The sequence below is a fragment of the Haliscomenobacter sp. genome, from assembly GCF_965225875.1.
Lineage (GTDB): Bacteria > Bacteroidota > Bacteroidia > Chitinophagales > Saprospiraceae > Haliscomenobacter.
In genome coordinates this window covers 912,513-927,920 of the sequence record NZ_CBDDBS010000002.1, presented here as the reverse complement: position 1 = coordinate 927,920, position 15,408 = coordinate 912,513, and the positions used below count along the sequence as shown (strand labels likewise).

General features: G+C 47.4%; 13 protein-coding genes and 1 tRNA gene. 8 read left to right on the top strand and 6 right to left on the bottom strand.

Annotated elements, in window-relative coordinates:
• Positions 1 to 347: 347 nt before the first annotated feature.
• From ACO08K_RS06730 to ACO08K_RS06720, 3 genes are all read right to left on the bottom strand, one after another.
• Positions 348 to 1,370, bottom strand: a complete 1,023-nt coding sequence (locus ACO08K_RS06730) for an alkaline phosphatase D family protein (protein WP_421795620.1) — start codon at positions 1,368 to 1,370, stop codon at positions 348 to 350.
• Between the two features lie 390 nt (positions 1,371 to 1,760).
• Positions 1,761 to 2,750 carry a Gfo/Idh/MocA family protein gene (locus tag ACO08K_RS06725; protein WP_421795619.1) on the bottom strand — a complete coding sequence of 330 codons (990 nt, stop codon included), beginning with the start codon at positions 2,748 to 2,750 and terminating at the stop codon, positions 1,761 to 1,763.
• Between the two features lie 133 nt (positions 2,751 to 2,883).
• Positions 2,884 to 4,191, bottom strand: a complete 1,308-nt coding sequence (locus tag ACO08K_RS06720) for an amidohydrolase (RefSeq protein WP_421795618.1) — start codon at positions 4,189 to 4,191, stop codon at positions 2,884 to 2,886.
• A 159-nt stretch (positions 4,192 to 4,350) separates the two neighbouring features.
• On the opposite strand from ACO08K_RS06720, the gene ACO08K_RS06715 reads away from it, so the two are divergent.
• The 5 genes from ACO08K_RS06715 to ACO08K_RS06695 all read left to right on the top strand — a co-directional run bounded on the left by ACO08K_RS06715 (position 4,351) and on the right by ACO08K_RS06695 (position 9,008).
• Positions 4,351 to 5,646: a CitMHS family transporter gene (locus ACO08K_RS06715; RefSeq protein ID WP_421795617.1), complete on the top strand. Its 1,296-nt coding sequence runs from the start codon at positions 4,351 to 4,353 to the stop codon at positions 5,644 to 5,646.
• 3 nt (positions 5,647 to 5,649) lie between these two features.
• Positions 5,650 to 6,975, top strand: a complete 1,326-nt coding sequence (locus tag ACO08K_RS06710; protein ID WP_421795616.1) for an acyclic terpene utilization AtuA family protein — start codon at positions 5,650 to 5,652, stop codon at positions 6,973 to 6,975.
• A gap of 287 nt (positions 6,976 to 7,262) precedes the next feature.
• Positions 7,263 to 7,562, top strand: a complete 300-nt coding sequence (locus ACO08K_RS06705) for an AtuA-related protein (RefSeq protein WP_421795615.1) — start codon at positions 7,263 to 7,265, stop codon at positions 7,560 to 7,562.
• A gap of 24 nt (positions 7,563 to 7,586) precedes the next feature.
• Complete coding sequence (locus tag ACO08K_RS06700) at positions 7,587 to 8,279, top strand: galactosamine-6-phosphate isomerase (protein ID WP_421795614.1); 693 nt, start codon at positions 7,587 to 7,589, stop codon at positions 8,277 to 8,279.
• Between the two features lie 207 nt (positions 8,280 to 8,486).
• Positions 8,487 to 9,008, top strand: coding sequence for a YfiT family bacillithiol transferase (locus tag ACO08K_RS06695; protein ID WP_421795613.1), 522 nt, complete (start codon positions 8,487 to 8,489; stop codon positions 9,006 to 9,008).
• A 116-nt stretch (positions 9,009 to 9,124) separates the two neighbouring features.
• On the opposite strand, the gene ACO08K_RS06690 is transcribed toward ACO08K_RS06695, so the two are convergent.
• Both ACO08K_RS06690 and ACO08K_RS06685 read right to left on the bottom strand, forming a co-directional pair.
• Positions 9,125 to 9,547, bottom strand: coding sequence for a hypothetical protein (locus ACO08K_RS06690; protein ID WP_421795612.1), 423 nt, complete (start codon positions 9,545 to 9,547; stop codon positions 9,125 to 9,127).
• Positions 9,548 to 9,674: 127 nt separating this feature from the next.
• Positions 9,675 to 10,412 carry a hypothetical protein gene (locus ACO08K_RS06685; protein ID WP_421795611.1) on the bottom strand — a complete coding sequence of 246 codons (738 nt, stop codon included), beginning with the start codon at positions 10,410 to 10,412 and terminating at the stop codon, positions 9,675 to 9,677.
• A gap of 294 nt (positions 10,413 to 10,706) precedes the next feature.
• Between ACO08K_RS06685 and ACO08K_RS06680 the strand changes: the two genes are divergently transcribed.
• From ACO08K_RS06680 to ACO08K_RS06670, 3 genes are all read left to right on the top strand, one after another.
• On the top strand, positions 10,707 to 12,188 hold the full coding sequence (locus ACO08K_RS06680) for a magnesium chelatase (RefSeq protein WP_421795610.1): 1,482 nt from the start codon (positions 10,707 to 10,709) through the stop codon (positions 12,186 to 12,188).
• A 415-nt stretch (positions 12,189 to 12,603) separates the two neighbouring features.
• Complete coding sequence (locus ACO08K_RS06675; protein WP_421795609.1) at positions 12,604 to 14,043, top strand: nuclear transport factor 2 family protein; 1,440 nt, start codon at positions 12,604 to 12,606, stop codon at positions 14,041 to 14,043.
• A 258-nt stretch (positions 14,044 to 14,301) separates the two neighbouring features.
• Positions 14,302 to 15,072, top strand: coding sequence for a hypothetical protein (locus ACO08K_RS06670; RefSeq protein WP_421795608.1), 771 nt, complete (start codon positions 14,302 to 14,304; stop codon positions 15,070 to 15,072).
• A 117-nt stretch (positions 15,073 to 15,189) separates the two neighbouring features.
• Here the strand turns inward: ACO08K_RS06670 and ACO08K_RS06665 are convergent.
• Positions 15,190 to 15,261, bottom strand: a tRNA-Arg gene (locus ACO08K_RS06665).
• Positions 15,262 to 15,408 lie beyond the last annotated feature (147 nt).

Sequence of the window (15,408 nt, the reverse complement as noted above, 5' to 3'; positions counted from 1 at the left end):
ACCCGAAAAGCCAATTGCTCAGAATGAAAAAAGTGTACGGAACTGTTAATTTAATTCTTTTTTCTCCGACACTTAACCGCAAAATATGCAAAAAAGCGGAGTTTTTTTAAAAATTTTTCAAAGCAAAGATTAAAATAATAATTTGCGGTAAAAGCGAAAAACCACCGCAGAGCTCAATTTTTAGGAAAAGCCACCAAAAATTATTTTCTTTTTTGAAAAAAGCTCCAACGTCAAGACCTCAACGAAAGAAGGGATTTCCTACAACTCCAAAAATGCAAATGGCCTGCCCAAAGAGCAAGCCATAAGACGTGGGAATGAGGGAGTTTGGTTGCCCTTAAAGAAAGGGGCTAAAATTCTATTTTGAAAAACTCAACATTGTCCAAACCACGTGCTTCCATCGTGATTTTGGGGGTAGTTGCTGACCAATCGATGCGCAAGACGCCAAAACTACGTTGATTGACCAAAGTGGAAACCCGGAAGCGATTGGGTTCGGTCGCATTACCTGCATAAGCGTGGGTAAGTCCGCTGGAGGTGAAATCATAAAGCGGATATTCCCAACCAGGCAGTTCCATTTTAGACACTTCAGAAATGTGGCGATCCCCACTGATCAGCATGGTTTTGGCGGGTTTAATTTGCGCCAATAGGTCCAAAAGCCGTTTGCGGGCAAGCGGGAAGTTGGCCCATTTTTCAAAGGCATGCTCATCATGGATGAATTGGATGCCACAACCGATGATGTGAATTTGTGCAGTACTGTTGCGCAGTTCTGTTTCCAGCCATTGCCATTGCACTTCCCCGAGCATGTCGCCAGTTTCATTGATAAAATAACGTGGAGTGCCACTTGGATTAGCTTTCAGTTCATCGCGAAAATAGCGTCCATCCAACAAGATGAATTTGACCTGGCGCCCTACTGGCCCGATTGTATAGGCTTGATAAGCCCCTTCATGCTTCCAGACAGGATCTGAGGCAGGAACATCTAAAAATTTCAGCATCAAGGCTTTGCTCTGTTGCTTTTTGTGGTAGGTTTTATCGCCGTCATTTACTCCATAATCATGATCATCCCAGATGCCCATGATTGAACTTTGTTCGCGCAATTTGCTGTAGTCAGGTTCACTCTTTACTTTATGGTACATCCTGGACATTGCTTGCATATTGTCCGTATCCGCATAGATGTTGTCGCCCAACCATACCCACAAATCCGGTTCATTCAATGAGATGGGTTTCCACATCGATTGATCCTTTTCCTGGTTGTTGCAGGAACCAAAGGCGATTGTGTTCAATTGTTGCTGGAAATCGATTGGCCGTATGATTGTCCTGGCGATTGCTGCGGATGGTGGAGGCGCAATACCTTGCGCTCCAAGCGTTGCTTGCAAGCATACAAAACAAAGGAGGGAACAAAAGCATTTCATGAGCAGTTCGTGGTATGCTGTAGTAAAATAAACTTTGGCTAAGTAGTACTGAGGTAAACTTTTGGTTAAGGCAATGAAAGGACCGACGGTAAGGGCCTTATTTGTTAAACCACTGTTGATTAATGTTATTTACACACTTTGCGTAGAGAAAAGGACTGGAAGTCTGCGTTGCAATAAAGCATATCAGTTGCGTACAACCTGAACCGTAATTAACTTGTTTTCCGCAAACGTTTGCAATTTACAGACGATCCGAGGACACAATCCAAAATTTCCGCGGTTCAGTAAGAATTTTGAGGTTTTTGGTAAGAATTTTGGTTTTTTTGGTAAAGGTGAAAGTATTTAAATGGTATTTTTTTACTCCACATTTTCCATAGGGTAACTCAGCCCAATTTGCCTACGGATTTCATCCAAAAGCTCCATTCTGGCCAGGGTATAATCCAGTTCAATGCCCGGGCTTTCGGTGAGCCCTGCTGCAACACAACGCATTACCTCCTGGGCTTCGAAAGTATAACCATGAACTTCCTGGTTGAATTGGAAAAACTCGGGGCGTTTTCCTTCCCGTAATAAACTCATCGAGGTCATTTCGTGAAAACGACTGTGAAAATGGATGGTACCCGTTTCGCCATAAATAAAGGCTTCTGATTTGGTACCCATCCGGATGGTAGTATGGAGATGGGAAAGGGATCCGTTTTGGTGGCGTAAAATGATGGCGGTATCTTCATCTACTCCGGTAGAACCAATGTAGGCCTTGGCAGTCACTTCAGTAGGCATTCCCAGTACCAGCGTTGCCAAAAAGAGCGGGTAAACCCCAATGTCCAAAAGCGCTCCACCGCCTAAATCTGGATTGAACAAGCGCCCTTCCGGTTCATAAGGCGGTTTAAAGCCAAAATCAGCTTTTACTCCGAGAATCTGCCCAATTTGCCCCTCTTCAATGAGCTGCAACATTTTTTGGGTGGTGGGCAAAAAACGCGTCCAGAAGGCTTCCATCAAAAAGGTTTGTTGCATCCGGGCCTCCTGCACCATTTGGCGGGCTTCGTGGATGTTGATGGAAAATGGCTTTTCACACAACACTGGAATTTGATGCGCCAGGCAGAACAAAGTATTGTCGCGGTGAAGATTATTCGGGGTGGCAACGTACACTGCATCGAGGTCGGGGCACTGGATGATTTCCTCGTAGGTACCATAGTAGTGGCTGGCACCATACTGACGGGCAAATTCAGCCGATCGGTCCATATCTCGGGAAGCTACTGCCGTGAGTTTAGCTCCCGGTGTTTTTGCCAAATCTGCTGCAAATTTGTGGGCGATGCGCCCTAGGCCGATGATGCCCCAGTTGAAAGTATCCATGAGCGTTGAGAAGTTGAGGGAGGTTGAGAAGTTGAGGAGTTGAGAAGTTGAGGCTACCGCGAGAGACTTAGACAAGGACTTTGTCAAAATCGCTCGCGGTAGCCTCAACTTCTCAACCATCTCAACTCCTCAACTATTTTTTAAATAATTGCAAAGCCGCTTCACTCATTGCCGCTACCCCCGTTTTGATGGTGGGTTCTGGCACCGGGCAAAATAAGGAAGAGTGCAAAGGGGGCAATTGAATTTCACCTTTGGCCGCTTTTTCAGCTTGCTGAGGGTCCTGGGTGCCGAGCCAAAACAGGAAGATGGGCACTTTTTCGGGAGTACGACCAAACAAGGCGAAATCTTCACCCGCCATGGAAGGTTCTACCTCCTGGATTTGGGCTGCGCCAAAGGTGCTTTTAAAATGATTGACCACCCGTTCGGTCAAGGCAGGGTCGTTATAGGTTGAGGGGGTTTCTTCAGGGCGCATCGTGATTTTAGGAAATTTGCTTTCGGGCAAACCCGCGGCGATCGCCTCACCCCGGCAAATCCGTCCAATTTTTTCAATCGTATTTTTGCGCACCTGATCGGAATAGGAGCGCATGGTCAGTTGCAATTGTACCTCGTTGGGAATGACATTGCCCTTGGCACCACCGTGAATGGCACCAACGGTGACTACCGCAGGCTCTAGCGGGGAAGTTTCCCGACTGACGATGGTTTGTAGCGTAGTGATGATGCGGGCCGACAGCACGATGGGGTCGATGGTAGTATGTGGATAAGCTCCATGCCCGCCTTGACCATACACCGTAATGTCCATAAAGTCGACGTTGGCCAGGGTGTACTCCTTGCGGAAACCGATGCGACCAGCGGCCAGGGTGGGGCTGACGTGGGTGGCTAGGGCGTAGTCTGGTTTGGGGAATTTGCTGTACAGGCCATCCTTGAGCATCGCTTTGGCACCACCGCTACGTTCTTCGGCGGGTTGGCCCACCATGATCAGTGTGCCACTCCATTTGGATTTCATTTTGGCCAGGGTACGAGCAGCTCCCGTCCATACGGTCATGTGCACATCGTGGCCACAGGCGTGCATGACGCCGACGGTATTGCCACTTTCATCCTTGGTTTTTACTTGGCTGGCGTAGGTTTTTCCGGTTTCCTCTACTACGGGTAGGGCATCCATGTCGGCGCGGATGAGGACAGTTGGGCCAGGGCCATTTTTCAGGATGCCTACTACGCCAGTGCCACCAAAGTTTTCGGTGACTTGAAAACCCGCTTGGCGCAACTCTTCTGCCAGGCGTTTGGCCGTTTTGGTCTCGTAAAAGGAGAGTTCGGGATTTTGGTGGAGGTGGAGGTATAACTTTTCCAGGTAGGCATAATCCTGCGCACTGTACTCCTTTGCGGTTTGGGCTAACAATGAAACACTTAGCAGTGTAAAAACGAACCCATAAATCAATTTCTGCATCTTCTCTCGATTTCTGGAGGGAAAAATAAGGAAAAAGAGCATTTGTCACAGCAGCTTATTGCGATTCGGGCTTAAATTAGTCATTGTCGCTAAAAAATATTTTAAGGAGACCTGATATAACTAATTTTCAAAACTTCTATCTTTCCCCAAACCTACACCATGCTCGCACTACTTGGCTTTGCCACCATCGCCACCTTTTTAGCCCTCATCATGACCAAACGAATGGGCGTAATGACCGCTTTGGTCTTGGTTCCTATTGTATTTGGCCTCTTGGCCGGAGTAAATCCGGTAGATTTGGGGAAAATGATTCTGGAAGGGATTACAAAAGTGGCTCCAACTGGGATTCTCCTGATGTTTGCAGTCTTGTACTTTGCCACCATGCTGGACGCGGGTTTGTTTGACCCGGTGATTGCGGGTATTGTGCGCGCGGTGAAAGGCGACCCACTCAAGGTTTTGCTGGGCACCGCTGTCCTCACCATGATTGTACACCTGGACGGAGATGGTACCGCCACCTTTATGATTGTCCTTTCTGCCTTTGTGCCGATTTACAAACAATTGGGCATCAATCGGTTGATGTTGGCGGGCATCGTGGCGCTAAGTGTAGGCCCCTTACACCTGGTGCCCTGGTCGGGTACTTCAGCCAGGGCGATTTCAACCTTGAATACCAATGCGGCCACTATTTTTAACCCCAATGTACCCGCCATTTTGGGGGGCGTATTGTGGGTGTTGCTGGTTGCTTACATTTGGGGCAAACGGGAGCGCAAACGCATCGGTATCCTCGATTTGCAATACCATCCCTCCGACAATTTGAATGAAGAGCAAAAACGTTTACGGCGCCCCAAACTCATTTGGTTCAATGCCATATTCACCATCTTGCTCATTGTCACCTTGATGAAAGCCTGGGTGCCGACCGCGGTGTTGTTTTTGGTAGCGAGCATGATTGCACTGTTGATCAATTACCCCAAATTGGCCGATCAGCAAAAAATCCTGCGCAATCACGGCATGAACATCTTTATGGTGTCGAGTATGATTTTTGCAGCGGGGGCGTTTTCTGGCATTTTGGGCGGCACCAAAATGATAGATGCGATGGCCAGTGCGCTGGTGGCGTTGATTCCGGCCCAGCAGGCAAACCTATTGCCTACTTTGACCGCTGTAACCAGCTTGCCTGCAAGTATCCTCTTTACCCCCGATGCTTATTATTTTGGGGTAGTGCCGATTTTGAGCCAAACTGCCACTGAATTTGGGATCGATCAGCTGGAAATTGGCCGGGCGGCCTTATTGGGACAAATGACCGTGGGATTTCCAATCAGCCCGCTGACTGCCTCCACTTTTTTATTGGTGGGTTTATCGGAAGTGGATTTGGGCGAACACCAAAGGTTCACTTTTTTCTGGGCCTGGGGCACGACCATTGTAATGACGATAGTGGCATTGCTGAGCGGATCAATTCATATTTAATCCATGGGAAAAGCAAAAATCAGAATTGGGTGTGGCGCAGGATTTTCTGGAGATAGATTAGAACCTGCTATAATCCTGGCCGAAAAAGGCGAGCTGGATTACCTGGTACTGGAATGCTTGGCAGAGCGCACCATTGCCCTGGCGCAAAAACGCAAGTTGCAAGACCCAGAGCAGGGCTATGACCCCTTGTTGGAGCGTCGCATTCGCTCCTTGTTGCCCTTGTTGGTACAAAACAAGATCCGCCTGATCAGCAACATGGGGGCCGCGAATCCAATTGCCGGTGCAAAAAAAATCATCGAAATTTCCCGGGAACTTGGGCTCTCCATCAGTGTAGCGGCAATCAGGGGTGATGATGTGTTGGCAAAAATTGACCCGCAATGGCTTGCACTGGAAACAGGTGAGCCCTTGGAAAAATCAGGGCCCATTATTTCTGCCAACGCTTACCTGGGTATAGAGCCGATCCTGGAAGCCTTACAATCTGAGGCTCAAATCATCCTCACCGGGCGAGTCGCCGATCCATCGCTGTTTCTGGCGCCAATGATTCATGAATTTGGCTGGAAAACGGATGATTATGATTTGCTGGGCAAAGGGACAGTCATTGGCCATTTGCTGGAATGTGCGGGGCATATCACTGGGGGGTATTTTGCTGATCCACTAAAAAAACCAGTGCCAGGGATGGCTGAATTGGGACACCCTTTTGCCGATGTGTTTCCGGATGGTTCCGCCGTGATCAGCAAAGTGGAAGGCACTGGCGGCGTGGTTAATTTACAAACCGCGAAGGAACAACTCCTTTACGAAGTCATTAACCCTTATGAATATTACACCCCCGATGTCATTGCGGATTTTACCACGGTTTACCTCAGTGAATCCGGACTGGATCAGGTGAGTGTGCGTGGAGGTAGCGGAAAAAACAAACCAGCGACCTACAAAGTGAGTGTGGGCTACAAAGCCTTTTTCCTGGGTGAGGGGGAAATTTCCTACGCTGGTTCGGCGGCTCTAGAACGTGCGGAATTGGCGGGAGAAATTTTGACTCAGCGGCTGAAAGATCAGTTTCCCGACCTGCGCATTGATTTCATTGGCAGTAGCTCGGTGCACCGTGGCAATTTTGGACATTCGGCAGCGCCTTATGAGATCAGGGTACGGGTGGCGGCTAAAGCAGCTTCGGCCAGTCAGGCCGCTTTGATTGGAGAAGAGGTGGAAGCCTTGTATACCAATGGCCCGGCGGGTGGGGGAGGAGTGCGCAAAGGAGTGAATGAGGTGATTGGCATTGTGTCGGTTTTATTGGATCGGGGAGTGGTGGAACACAAAGTTAGTATTTTTACAATATAAGCTTTATGCGAGTTCTGAGCTGTTGGATTTTTTTACCGCAGAGTTTTATAGAGTGCCCGCAGAGTTTCGCGGAGTTTTTAGTTTTTAGGAGTTTTGCCACCTTTGGTGGCTGGAGGTCCGACACTATTAAATTTTGTTTGTTTGTAATAGTGTTCATTCAAGTCGGCTCTGAGTAATCTTAGCCACCAAAGGTGGCCTAAACTCCGCGAAACTCTGCGGGCACTCTGTAAAACTCTGCGGTAAAAAATGTTGCTTTGGTCGCATTTCAGTACTATTAACTTTAACCTATGAAACTCTACAACATCGCCCACAGCCGTGCCGGCGACAAAGGAAATACCCTCACCCTGTCCCTGATCCCGTATCAAGAGACGGATTACGATATGCTCTGCAACCAAGTTACTGCAGAGCGGGTCAAAGCCCACATGAAAGATATCGTCGTTGGGGAAATCACCCGCTACGAGTTGCCCAATATTCACTCCTTGCTGTTTGTCTGCCAACAGGCCTTAATGGGGGGGGTGACTACTTCGTTAGCAATGGATACGCATGGCAAGGCATTGAGTTATGCACTATTGGAAATGGAGATTTAATCAGTTTGGGAAAAAACCACCCTTATGCACATTCAACGTTTTGACTCAGAAACAGCCCTTGCCGCCGCCGTCAGCCAAGTCATCATCCAGGCCATTCAAAAGAAACCAAATCTGTTGCTTTGTGCGGCTACGGGTAATACACCAACTTTAACCTACCAAGCGCTGGTAGCCCAAAAATCCCTTTTCTCTGCTGACCAATTGCGCATTTTTAAACTGGATGAGTGGGGTGGCGTTCCCATGGAGCATCCGGGAACTTGTGAGTCCTACCTTCAGGAACACTTGATTCAACCTTTAAACATTCCTGCGGATCGTTATTTTTCCATCCAAAGCAATCCCGCTGATCCAGAACAAGAGTGCGCCAGGGTTCAACAATTGTTGCAACAGGAAGGGCCAATCGATTTGTGTGTGTTGGGACTGGGAGTCAATGGGCACCTGGCTTTTAATGAACCTGGCGCCTTTTTGCAGCCGCATTGTCACATTGCCCAACTTACGGATGATTCACTGGGGCACAGCATGGCTAAAGACATGCGTGATGTGAAATTGTATGGCCTCACCCTGGGAATGAGTGATGTTTTGGCGGCCAGGGAAATTGTATTGCTCATTACTGGGCCAGCAAAAGTGGAGATCACCCAACGCTTGTTGGAGGCAAAAATCAGCAGTCAGTTGCCTGCTTCCTTTTTGTGGTTGCATTCCAATGTGAAAGTTTTAATTCAGTGATTGGGGTGCATGACAATATTTAGGCAATGCAAAAATGACGGATGATGCCGGATTGTAGAGACGCACGGCCGTGCGTCTCTACCGTGCGTTGCCTCAAAATTGCCATGTATTCCAATGATTTTTCTATAGCTCTTGCTTTATTGCTTTATTTTTTAAAATTTTGAAGTCCCATCTGTAATTGATAACACCCAAACATACACTCAAACTATGTCTACAGACCTAACTTCTCTGCAGTACCCGGTTGGCAAATTTGTCAAGCCGGAAACGGTTACACCCGCCATGATTGAAGAATGGATTGCCTACCTCGAAAAATTCCCGCAGGTATTTCGCCAAACCGCCGAATCTTTAAGTGAAACACAGTTGGATAGCCCCTATCGGCCCGATGGCTGGACGGGGCGACAAGTAGTGCACCACATCGCCGATAGCCACATGAATGCCTACATTCGCTTCAAGTTGTCCTTGACCGAAGATTTTCCGACCATCAAACCTTACATGGAAGACCGCTGGGCGACCTTGCCGGATTCAAAATTGCCAATCGAGGTGTCTTTGCGGATACTGGAAGATGTCCACACCCGCTGGGTCTGTGTTTTAAAGGACATCAAAGATTGGGAAAATCAGGGCTATTATCATCCTGAATTTGGAACAGTGAAAAACCCCTTGGGGAAGGTATTGGCGCTGTACCATTGGCACAGTCGGCACCATTTGGGGCATTTGGAATTGTTGAAATAAAGGGCACAAAGCATTTTTAAGCACAAAGGACACAAAGGCAGCACAAAGGACACAAAGTTAGATGTTGACGACGCTTTGTGTTTGTGCGGTCTTTGTGTTCTTTGCGCTTAAACCATTTAAGTCCAGGCCTGACCGATGGTCACCTTGATCTCCGGGGTAATCTTGATTTTCATACGAACAATCAGCGGATCATTCAGTGGGTTTCCGGTACTGCGGTACAGGGAATAAGTACTTTTGATAGTGGTAAAAACGGATACCATCGCGGCACTACCTTTGTTTTCTTTCAGGATTTCATCCAGTCTTTCAAGTGAAAAATCTTCGTGTTTGCCGCGCATTTCCACTTCCAGGGACGGGCTCAGGGCTACCGTCAAGGAAAAGTTGACCATTTCCAGTCCATACGCTTGCATGCGGGGAAAAATGCGCAGCCATTCTTCAATCATTTGGTAGCCACGTTCTTTGGCGTTTTCGCCCAGGTTACCTGCTTGTTCCATGATGGCATCGGAGGCCTCTTGGAATGCTTTTTTCAGTCGGTCGATCATGGTTGATGGTTGAGGGGTTTAGATGTGGAGGAGTTGAGAAGTTGAGGTTACCCCGAGCGACTTAGATAAGATTCTTGTCAAAATCGCTCGCGGTAACCTCAACTCCTCAACTCCTCAACCTCTAAACTTAAAAACTTATTTGTCCTTCCAATTTGGCTTTACCTTCCATGATGTCCAGCATGGAGTTTTCAACGGTTACGGTATTGCCGTCAATTTTGGCGTTGGCCATTTTGACTTTTTTCACCCGATTGGGGAGGTTGTAGATGGTGGTGTACTTGGCAGTGCCCAGGAACATCTTCATCATCTCCATATCTTCACCACTTGGCTGGTTTTCGGCTTTGGGCGTAGGGAGACGAGTGAGCGATTTTTTGGCCAGTTTAAAAGCCACACCGGCAGGCGTCAAACCTTCAGTCGGCATTCCACCCATTTCACCGGCCCCTTCTTTCATGACCGTACCCAGATTTTTGTAGAAAAACTCAATGTCTTCCATTTTGTCAAAATCCAGGCTCATTTGCATGACCAGCTTTTTCTCGGATTCGCTCATTTTCATGGTCATTTTGGCTTTGTCCCAAAACTTGGCATCTCCGGTTTGTGCCTTAAGGTCGGCGGGCATGTCCTTGAAGTAGATGGTGGTGTCTTTTTCCATCTTGTCCATACCGAGTTTTTTCTGGGCCTCTGCATCGGCCCCAGCCTGGTTCATCAAGTCTTTGAGCGAACCCAATTGTAGGATTGAACTCATGTCGATGGTGATGGAGTACAATCCTTTGCCACTTTTATTAAGGGTCAGTTCCTCAATGACGTTGATGCAACCCGATAATAAAAGTGAAACAGAGAGCAGCAATCCAAAGACTACTAGTTTTTTCATGTCAGTTTGTGTTTAATGGTGGTGAGCTACCACTTTTGTTTTTGGCAATTTAGTAACGCAGAAAAATTAACTTCCCGATTTTGGTTTTGAATAGGAAGTCGAACGCTTCATTTCAAGTGAGCTTCCTATTCAAAAGCCTCAAAAAAAATCGGGAAGTAATTTTTTGCGTCATAGAAGGTTTAAAATTAAAGTTTTTGCAGCAGAAATGTCGATAGTTTAGACTGAGGTCAAAACTATATCGATTTTCAATCGTTTTCTTTTCTTCTAACAAGCTTTTTAAACGCTTCCGCACAGATGAATTCCATTACTACACTAGGTGCCTTAAAGGCCAGCAATTATCGTGCAAAATCGGTAAAAGAAGAACTCCGGGCCAACCTGATCGACAAAATCAAAAAACGGGAAACAGTTTTTGAAGGGGTGATTGGTTTCGAGGATACGGTTTTGCCCGACATCGAACGGGCAGTGCTTTCCCGGCACAATATTTTGTTGTTGGGTTTGCGTGGCCAGGCCAAAACCCGGATTGCCCGCCTACTGGTCAATCTCCTGGACGAGTACATTCCCGTAGTTGCCGGAAGTGAACTGAACGACGATCCACTGAATCCCATCTCGCGTTACGCCCTGGATTTGATCGCTGAAATGGGCGACGATACGCCCGTGGAGTGGTTGCACCGCAGCGCACGCTATGTGGAAAAATTGGCTACACCCGACGTAAGTGTGGCCGACCTGATTGGGGATGTAGACCCCATCAAGGCTGCTACCTTGAAAATGGCCTACTCAGATGAGCGCGTGATCCACTTCGGGCTGGTCCCAAGGGCGCACCGCAGCATTTTTGTGATCAACGAATTGCCGGATTTGCAGGCGCGGATCCAGGTTTCCTTGTTCAATATTTTGCAGGAGGGCGACATCCAGATCCGGGGTTTCAAACTGCGTTTGCCGCTTGACATTCAGTTTCTGTTTACGGCCAACCCTGAGGACTATACCAACCGGGGCAGCATCATTACGCCGCTGAAAGACCGGATTGAAAGTCAAATCCTGACCCACTATCCGAAAACCATCGAAATCGCCCGTAGCATCACCCAGCAAGAAGCCCGTCTGACCGCGGAGCAACGCGCCCAGGTGTATGTGCCAGATTTGCTGCAAATTTTGCTGGAGCAGATTGCTTTTGAAGCGCGGGACAGCGAATTTGTGGATTCAAAGAGTGGGGTTTCCGCTCGTTTGACCATCTCGGGTTATGAAAACCTGGTCAGCACGGCCGAACGCCGCTTGTTGATCAACCGGGAAAATAAAACCATCGCCCGCCTCACCGATTTTTGGGGTGTGGTACCCGCCATTACCGGGAAAGTCGAGTTGGTATACGAAGGTGAACAGGAAGGCCCTTACCTGGTGGCCATCAATCTGCTGGGTAAATCATTGAAAAAGTTGTTTCTCGACCATTTCCCTGACCCGGACAAACTGCGTAAAGGCCGCGATCGCGATCCATACGGCGTGATGCGCGCCTGGTTCAGCGGCGGCAACGCGGTAAACCTGTTCAACGACATGAGCGACAAGGACTACCGGGCTGCATTGGATGGGGTAGCTGGTCTACGCAAATTTGTAGAGTCAAACCTCGAACAAGTACAAGGCGACGAGCTGTACTTGTACATGGAATTGGTGCTGCATGGCCTGGCCGAATTCCAGGTGATCAGCAAGGATATGTTGGAAGCGAAGTTGTCGTTCCGGGATACCTTGGCGGATATGCTGGGTTCGGATGATTTGTTTGATGAAGATGATGAATAAATAGAGGGTAGGGCGCCAGTTCAGGGAGTATGACCAAGGACTGGCGTCCCACATGTATATCAGTCAAAATTTCGCAATAGATTTACTTAAACGCTAAGTAGGATTTAATAGATCAAACATTTTAGTCAATAGTGTTGAAATTCAATATTTTAATAAAAATAAAGCCTGAATATTGTCAGCTTATCTGTGTCATATATGGTTATATTTGATGCTATAATTTTCAATAGAATAATGTAAATTTGCTATACTAGAGAAAAACAAACCCCTGATCATAATCATAGCAGATAAAATAAAATTCAATTCATTTATTCTCATTTCCAGCCAACCGTGCGGGATTAGAACGTCTGGCATCTTGCCAAACAGATACGACTTTGTATTACCTCCATTTTATCATCCATTAATTTTTACTTCACACATGAATGCATTAATGTCCCCTCAACAAAGAACGCCCTATGCTTTGTACATTCATTTGAATGAGTATGAAAATATCTGGGGCAATGATTCAAATTCTCTCATGCGGGCCTTGTATTGCGCGGAGCTGTTGTTGCAGCAAAACGCCCGTATGAATGAATCGGACCCCCGACCTTACATTGACAAAGAAAAAAAGCGTTCGATTTTTAAAGAAACCATGCTCGCCTTTGTGCGGGATACCGCCTGCCTGCGCAAGCTGATGCAGTGGCCAGCCCTGAACGACGCGGAAAAACAAGACATTGAGGCGAAAATAGCCGTACTGCGGGCAGAAAACAAGTATGGTCAGGAAGATACTTTGTTTGCCAGTGTCCATTTAATCGCGGAAAGTTGGTTCACCGTAGTTCATGACATCCTCAAAAAGTGCTACGATCAACTGAGCTCCCGGCAGACTGCCGATTTTTTGAAGCTGGTTGCCCGGATCATTGACTCGCAGCAGCAGTTTGTGCGGATTCTAGAGTACATGTCGCACCGCGACTACCATCGCCTGCGCATCAATTTGAGGGATGCAAGTGGCGCACAATCCCGCCGCATCTACGAGGTGCCAGCCCTGGCCAGAAAGGTGTTCGAGGGCTTTTGGGCGCAGCTCAAAAAGATCGGCATACCGCCCCTGATGGTTCTAGACAATCAGCATGAACATGTTGGTCTGTATCGCTTGCTCTCCGCCTTTCAAGACCTCACGCGCAGCTTCCAGGCCTTTTTGTTTAATCATTATTTGATGGTGGGCAAAATACTGGGTGCCTCCAGTTTGGGTTCCCTCGGTGCCCAGGTGAACGGTCTGGTGGGGCATGCCGCAAATTCGATTTTTCCGGAGTTGGATCAGTTGTTTTTTGACTACACTCAGATCACCAACTTCCGGTACGGCCATATGAGCGGCAATGTCGTGATGGAAAAGGAATTGCAGTGGCAGGTGGCCGATTACCGCCCCTACGAAGCAAGCCACGAGCTGGAGCCAGAGCGGGTGAAGGAGGTGATCGCTCAATACTTTAGGTGCATTGAAACGCAGGATATCCGTGGCTGGGTGCTGCTGTTTCATCCCGAAGAAGGGCAAATGTGCGATGCGCCGGGCAGCAGGCCGTTTAAGGGCAGCCAGAAGCTTGCCATTTTTATGAAGAATTTTTACAAGGCCTTCCAGTCGGTTGTGCCACAAATACTGGACTTGACCATCGAAAAAAATACGGCGATCTGCCACTGGAAAATGAACGCCCGCACCTACAACGATACTTTGCTCAGCTTCTCCGGGGTGGAAACCTTTCGACTCAACCCCCAGTACCAGATCATGTACGCACTAGCCGATTACGACGCCGAAGCATTGGCTGCTGATTTGTTGATGGGTACCGCCGGGATGGATTATCCAAAACCGGTGCAGTTTGAGCTGTACCATTGAGGTGTGGAGTGATGGGGGTGACGCTGATCAGGCTGGTGGGTTTGGTCAGCGTTGCTGTTTTGGGGGTGGAATGAGTTTAAAAAAACACAAAAAATTTTCTAAAATAAAAATAACAAACTTTATATTGTGGTCTAATTTGCTTTTATGGCCAATAACTAAGACCGGATATTCAAAGAAAACATCGAATCCCTCTTGTTGCCTTTGTTGAATAAACTATTGGGACTCAAACCGCCAAAACTTGCGCCTATTGATGCGAAAATGCAGGTCACTCAAGAAGCAGAAATGGACCACATCCGCAGAGTGGTACACGACGACCCAGAACAGGACTATGGACTGCAAATTGAATTTCACATTACGGACGAAGATCTGCGCAAGCGAAACCTGCTGCATTATGCGCTTTTTCACCACATCACTGGCTTATCATTGAGGCAAATAGTAATCTATGGCGGCACTTTATCCAATCCGAATCACATCCACCAAAACCAATTGACGCTTAGTGGGCTTGACTTGGAATACGAAGTAATTGTCCTCAAGCAGATTCCAAAGGAGCAGTTCCTACATTCGGAAATTCCAGAAGAGGTAGTATTGGCCATTCTTTGTGACTTTGGAGAAGACGCCCCTGCAAAAGTGGTAAGGGATATATTGCACTGCCTGAAACGAATCCTACGCAAGTCCAATCGAATCAAAAAGTTTCAAAAACAATTGTTAATTTTATCACGTTTAAGAAAAATGGAACTTATCGTAAAAACCGAAGTGGAAGCCATGACGATTCACTATGACATCGAAACTGACGGCCTTTTTTTGAAAGGTATCGAAGAAGGCATCGAGAAGGGTATCGAACTGGAAAAACAATTATTCGTACACAAACTCTGGTCACTCCAGGAGTTTTCCCTGGAGAAAATAGCCCTGCTGGTAGATGTCAGCCCCGAAAGACTGCTAGAAATGCTGCTTGCCCACCTACAAGCAGAAGGACAAACCGAGGCCGAGGCGGTACGGACGATTGAGGCTTATCGGGAGAGGGTTGGGTAGGTTTTTGGGTGACAAATAATAAACGCATTGGTTATGGAGATAATGTAAACATTGCCCAAGCAAATGTGGTGGTCTACCAGCGAACCAATAAAACAACGATCTATCCAAATCAATTTGTGGTCCCAACAGGAATCGAACCTGTATCTAGAGTTTAGGAAACTCCTATTCTATCCGTTGAACTATGAGACCCATTCAAAACGCCTGAGCAAAAGTAGAAAATACTTCAAAAACCCAGGATAAGATTTTTTCAAAAAGCTGGGCTTTAGCTTAGGAACAGTTCCGCAATCGTGGTAGTTCCCCGTACGTTTATCTTTGGCAGTTGCAGGAATAGCGGAT

Coding starts and splice junctions, on each gene's coding strand:
- ACO08K_RS06680 (WP_421795610.1), top strand. CDS start 10,707: ATGAATTCCATTACTACACTAGGTGCCTTAAAGGCCAGCAATTATCGT.
- ACO08K_RS06715 (WP_421795617.1), top strand. CDS start 4,351: ATGCTCGCACTACTTGGCTTTGCCACCATCGCCACCTTTTTAGCCCTC.
- ACO08K_RS06720 (WP_421795618.1), bottom strand. CDS start 4,191: ATGCAGAAATTGATTTATGGGTTCGTTTTTACACTGCTAAGTGTTTCA.
- ACO08K_RS06670 (WP_421795608.1), top strand. CDS start 14,302: ATGCAGGTCACTCAAGAAGCAGAAATGGACCACATCCGCAGAGTGGTA.
- ACO08K_RS06705 (WP_421795615.1), top strand. CDS start 7,263: ATGAAACTCTACAACATCGCCCACAGCCGTGCCGGCGACAAAGGAAAT.
- ACO08K_RS06675 (WP_421795609.1), top strand. CDS start 12,604: ATGAATGCATTAATGTCCCCTCAACAAAGAACGCCCTATGCTTTGTAC.
- ACO08K_RS06690 (WP_421795612.1), bottom strand. CDS start 9,547: ATGATCGACCGACTGAAAAAAGCATTCCAAGAGGCCTCCGATGCCATC.
- ACO08K_RS06725 (WP_421795619.1), bottom strand. CDS start 2,750: ATGGATACTTTCAACTGGGGCATCATCGGCCTAGGGCGCATCGCCCAC.
- ACO08K_RS06710 (WP_421795616.1), top strand. CDS start 5,650: ATGGGAAAAGCAAAAATCAGAATTGGGTGTGGCGCAGGATTTTCTGGA.
- ACO08K_RS06685 (WP_421795611.1), bottom strand. CDS start 10,412: ATGAAAAAACTAGTAGTCTTTGGATTGCTGCTCTCTGTTTCACTTTTA.
- ACO08K_RS06700 (WP_421795614.1), top strand. CDS start 7,587: ATGCACATTCAACGTTTTGACTCAGAAACAGCCCTTGCCGCCGCCGTC.
- ACO08K_RS06695 (WP_421795613.1), top strand. CDS start 8,487: ATGTCTACAGACCTAACTTCTCTGCAGTACCCGGTTGGCAAATTTGTC.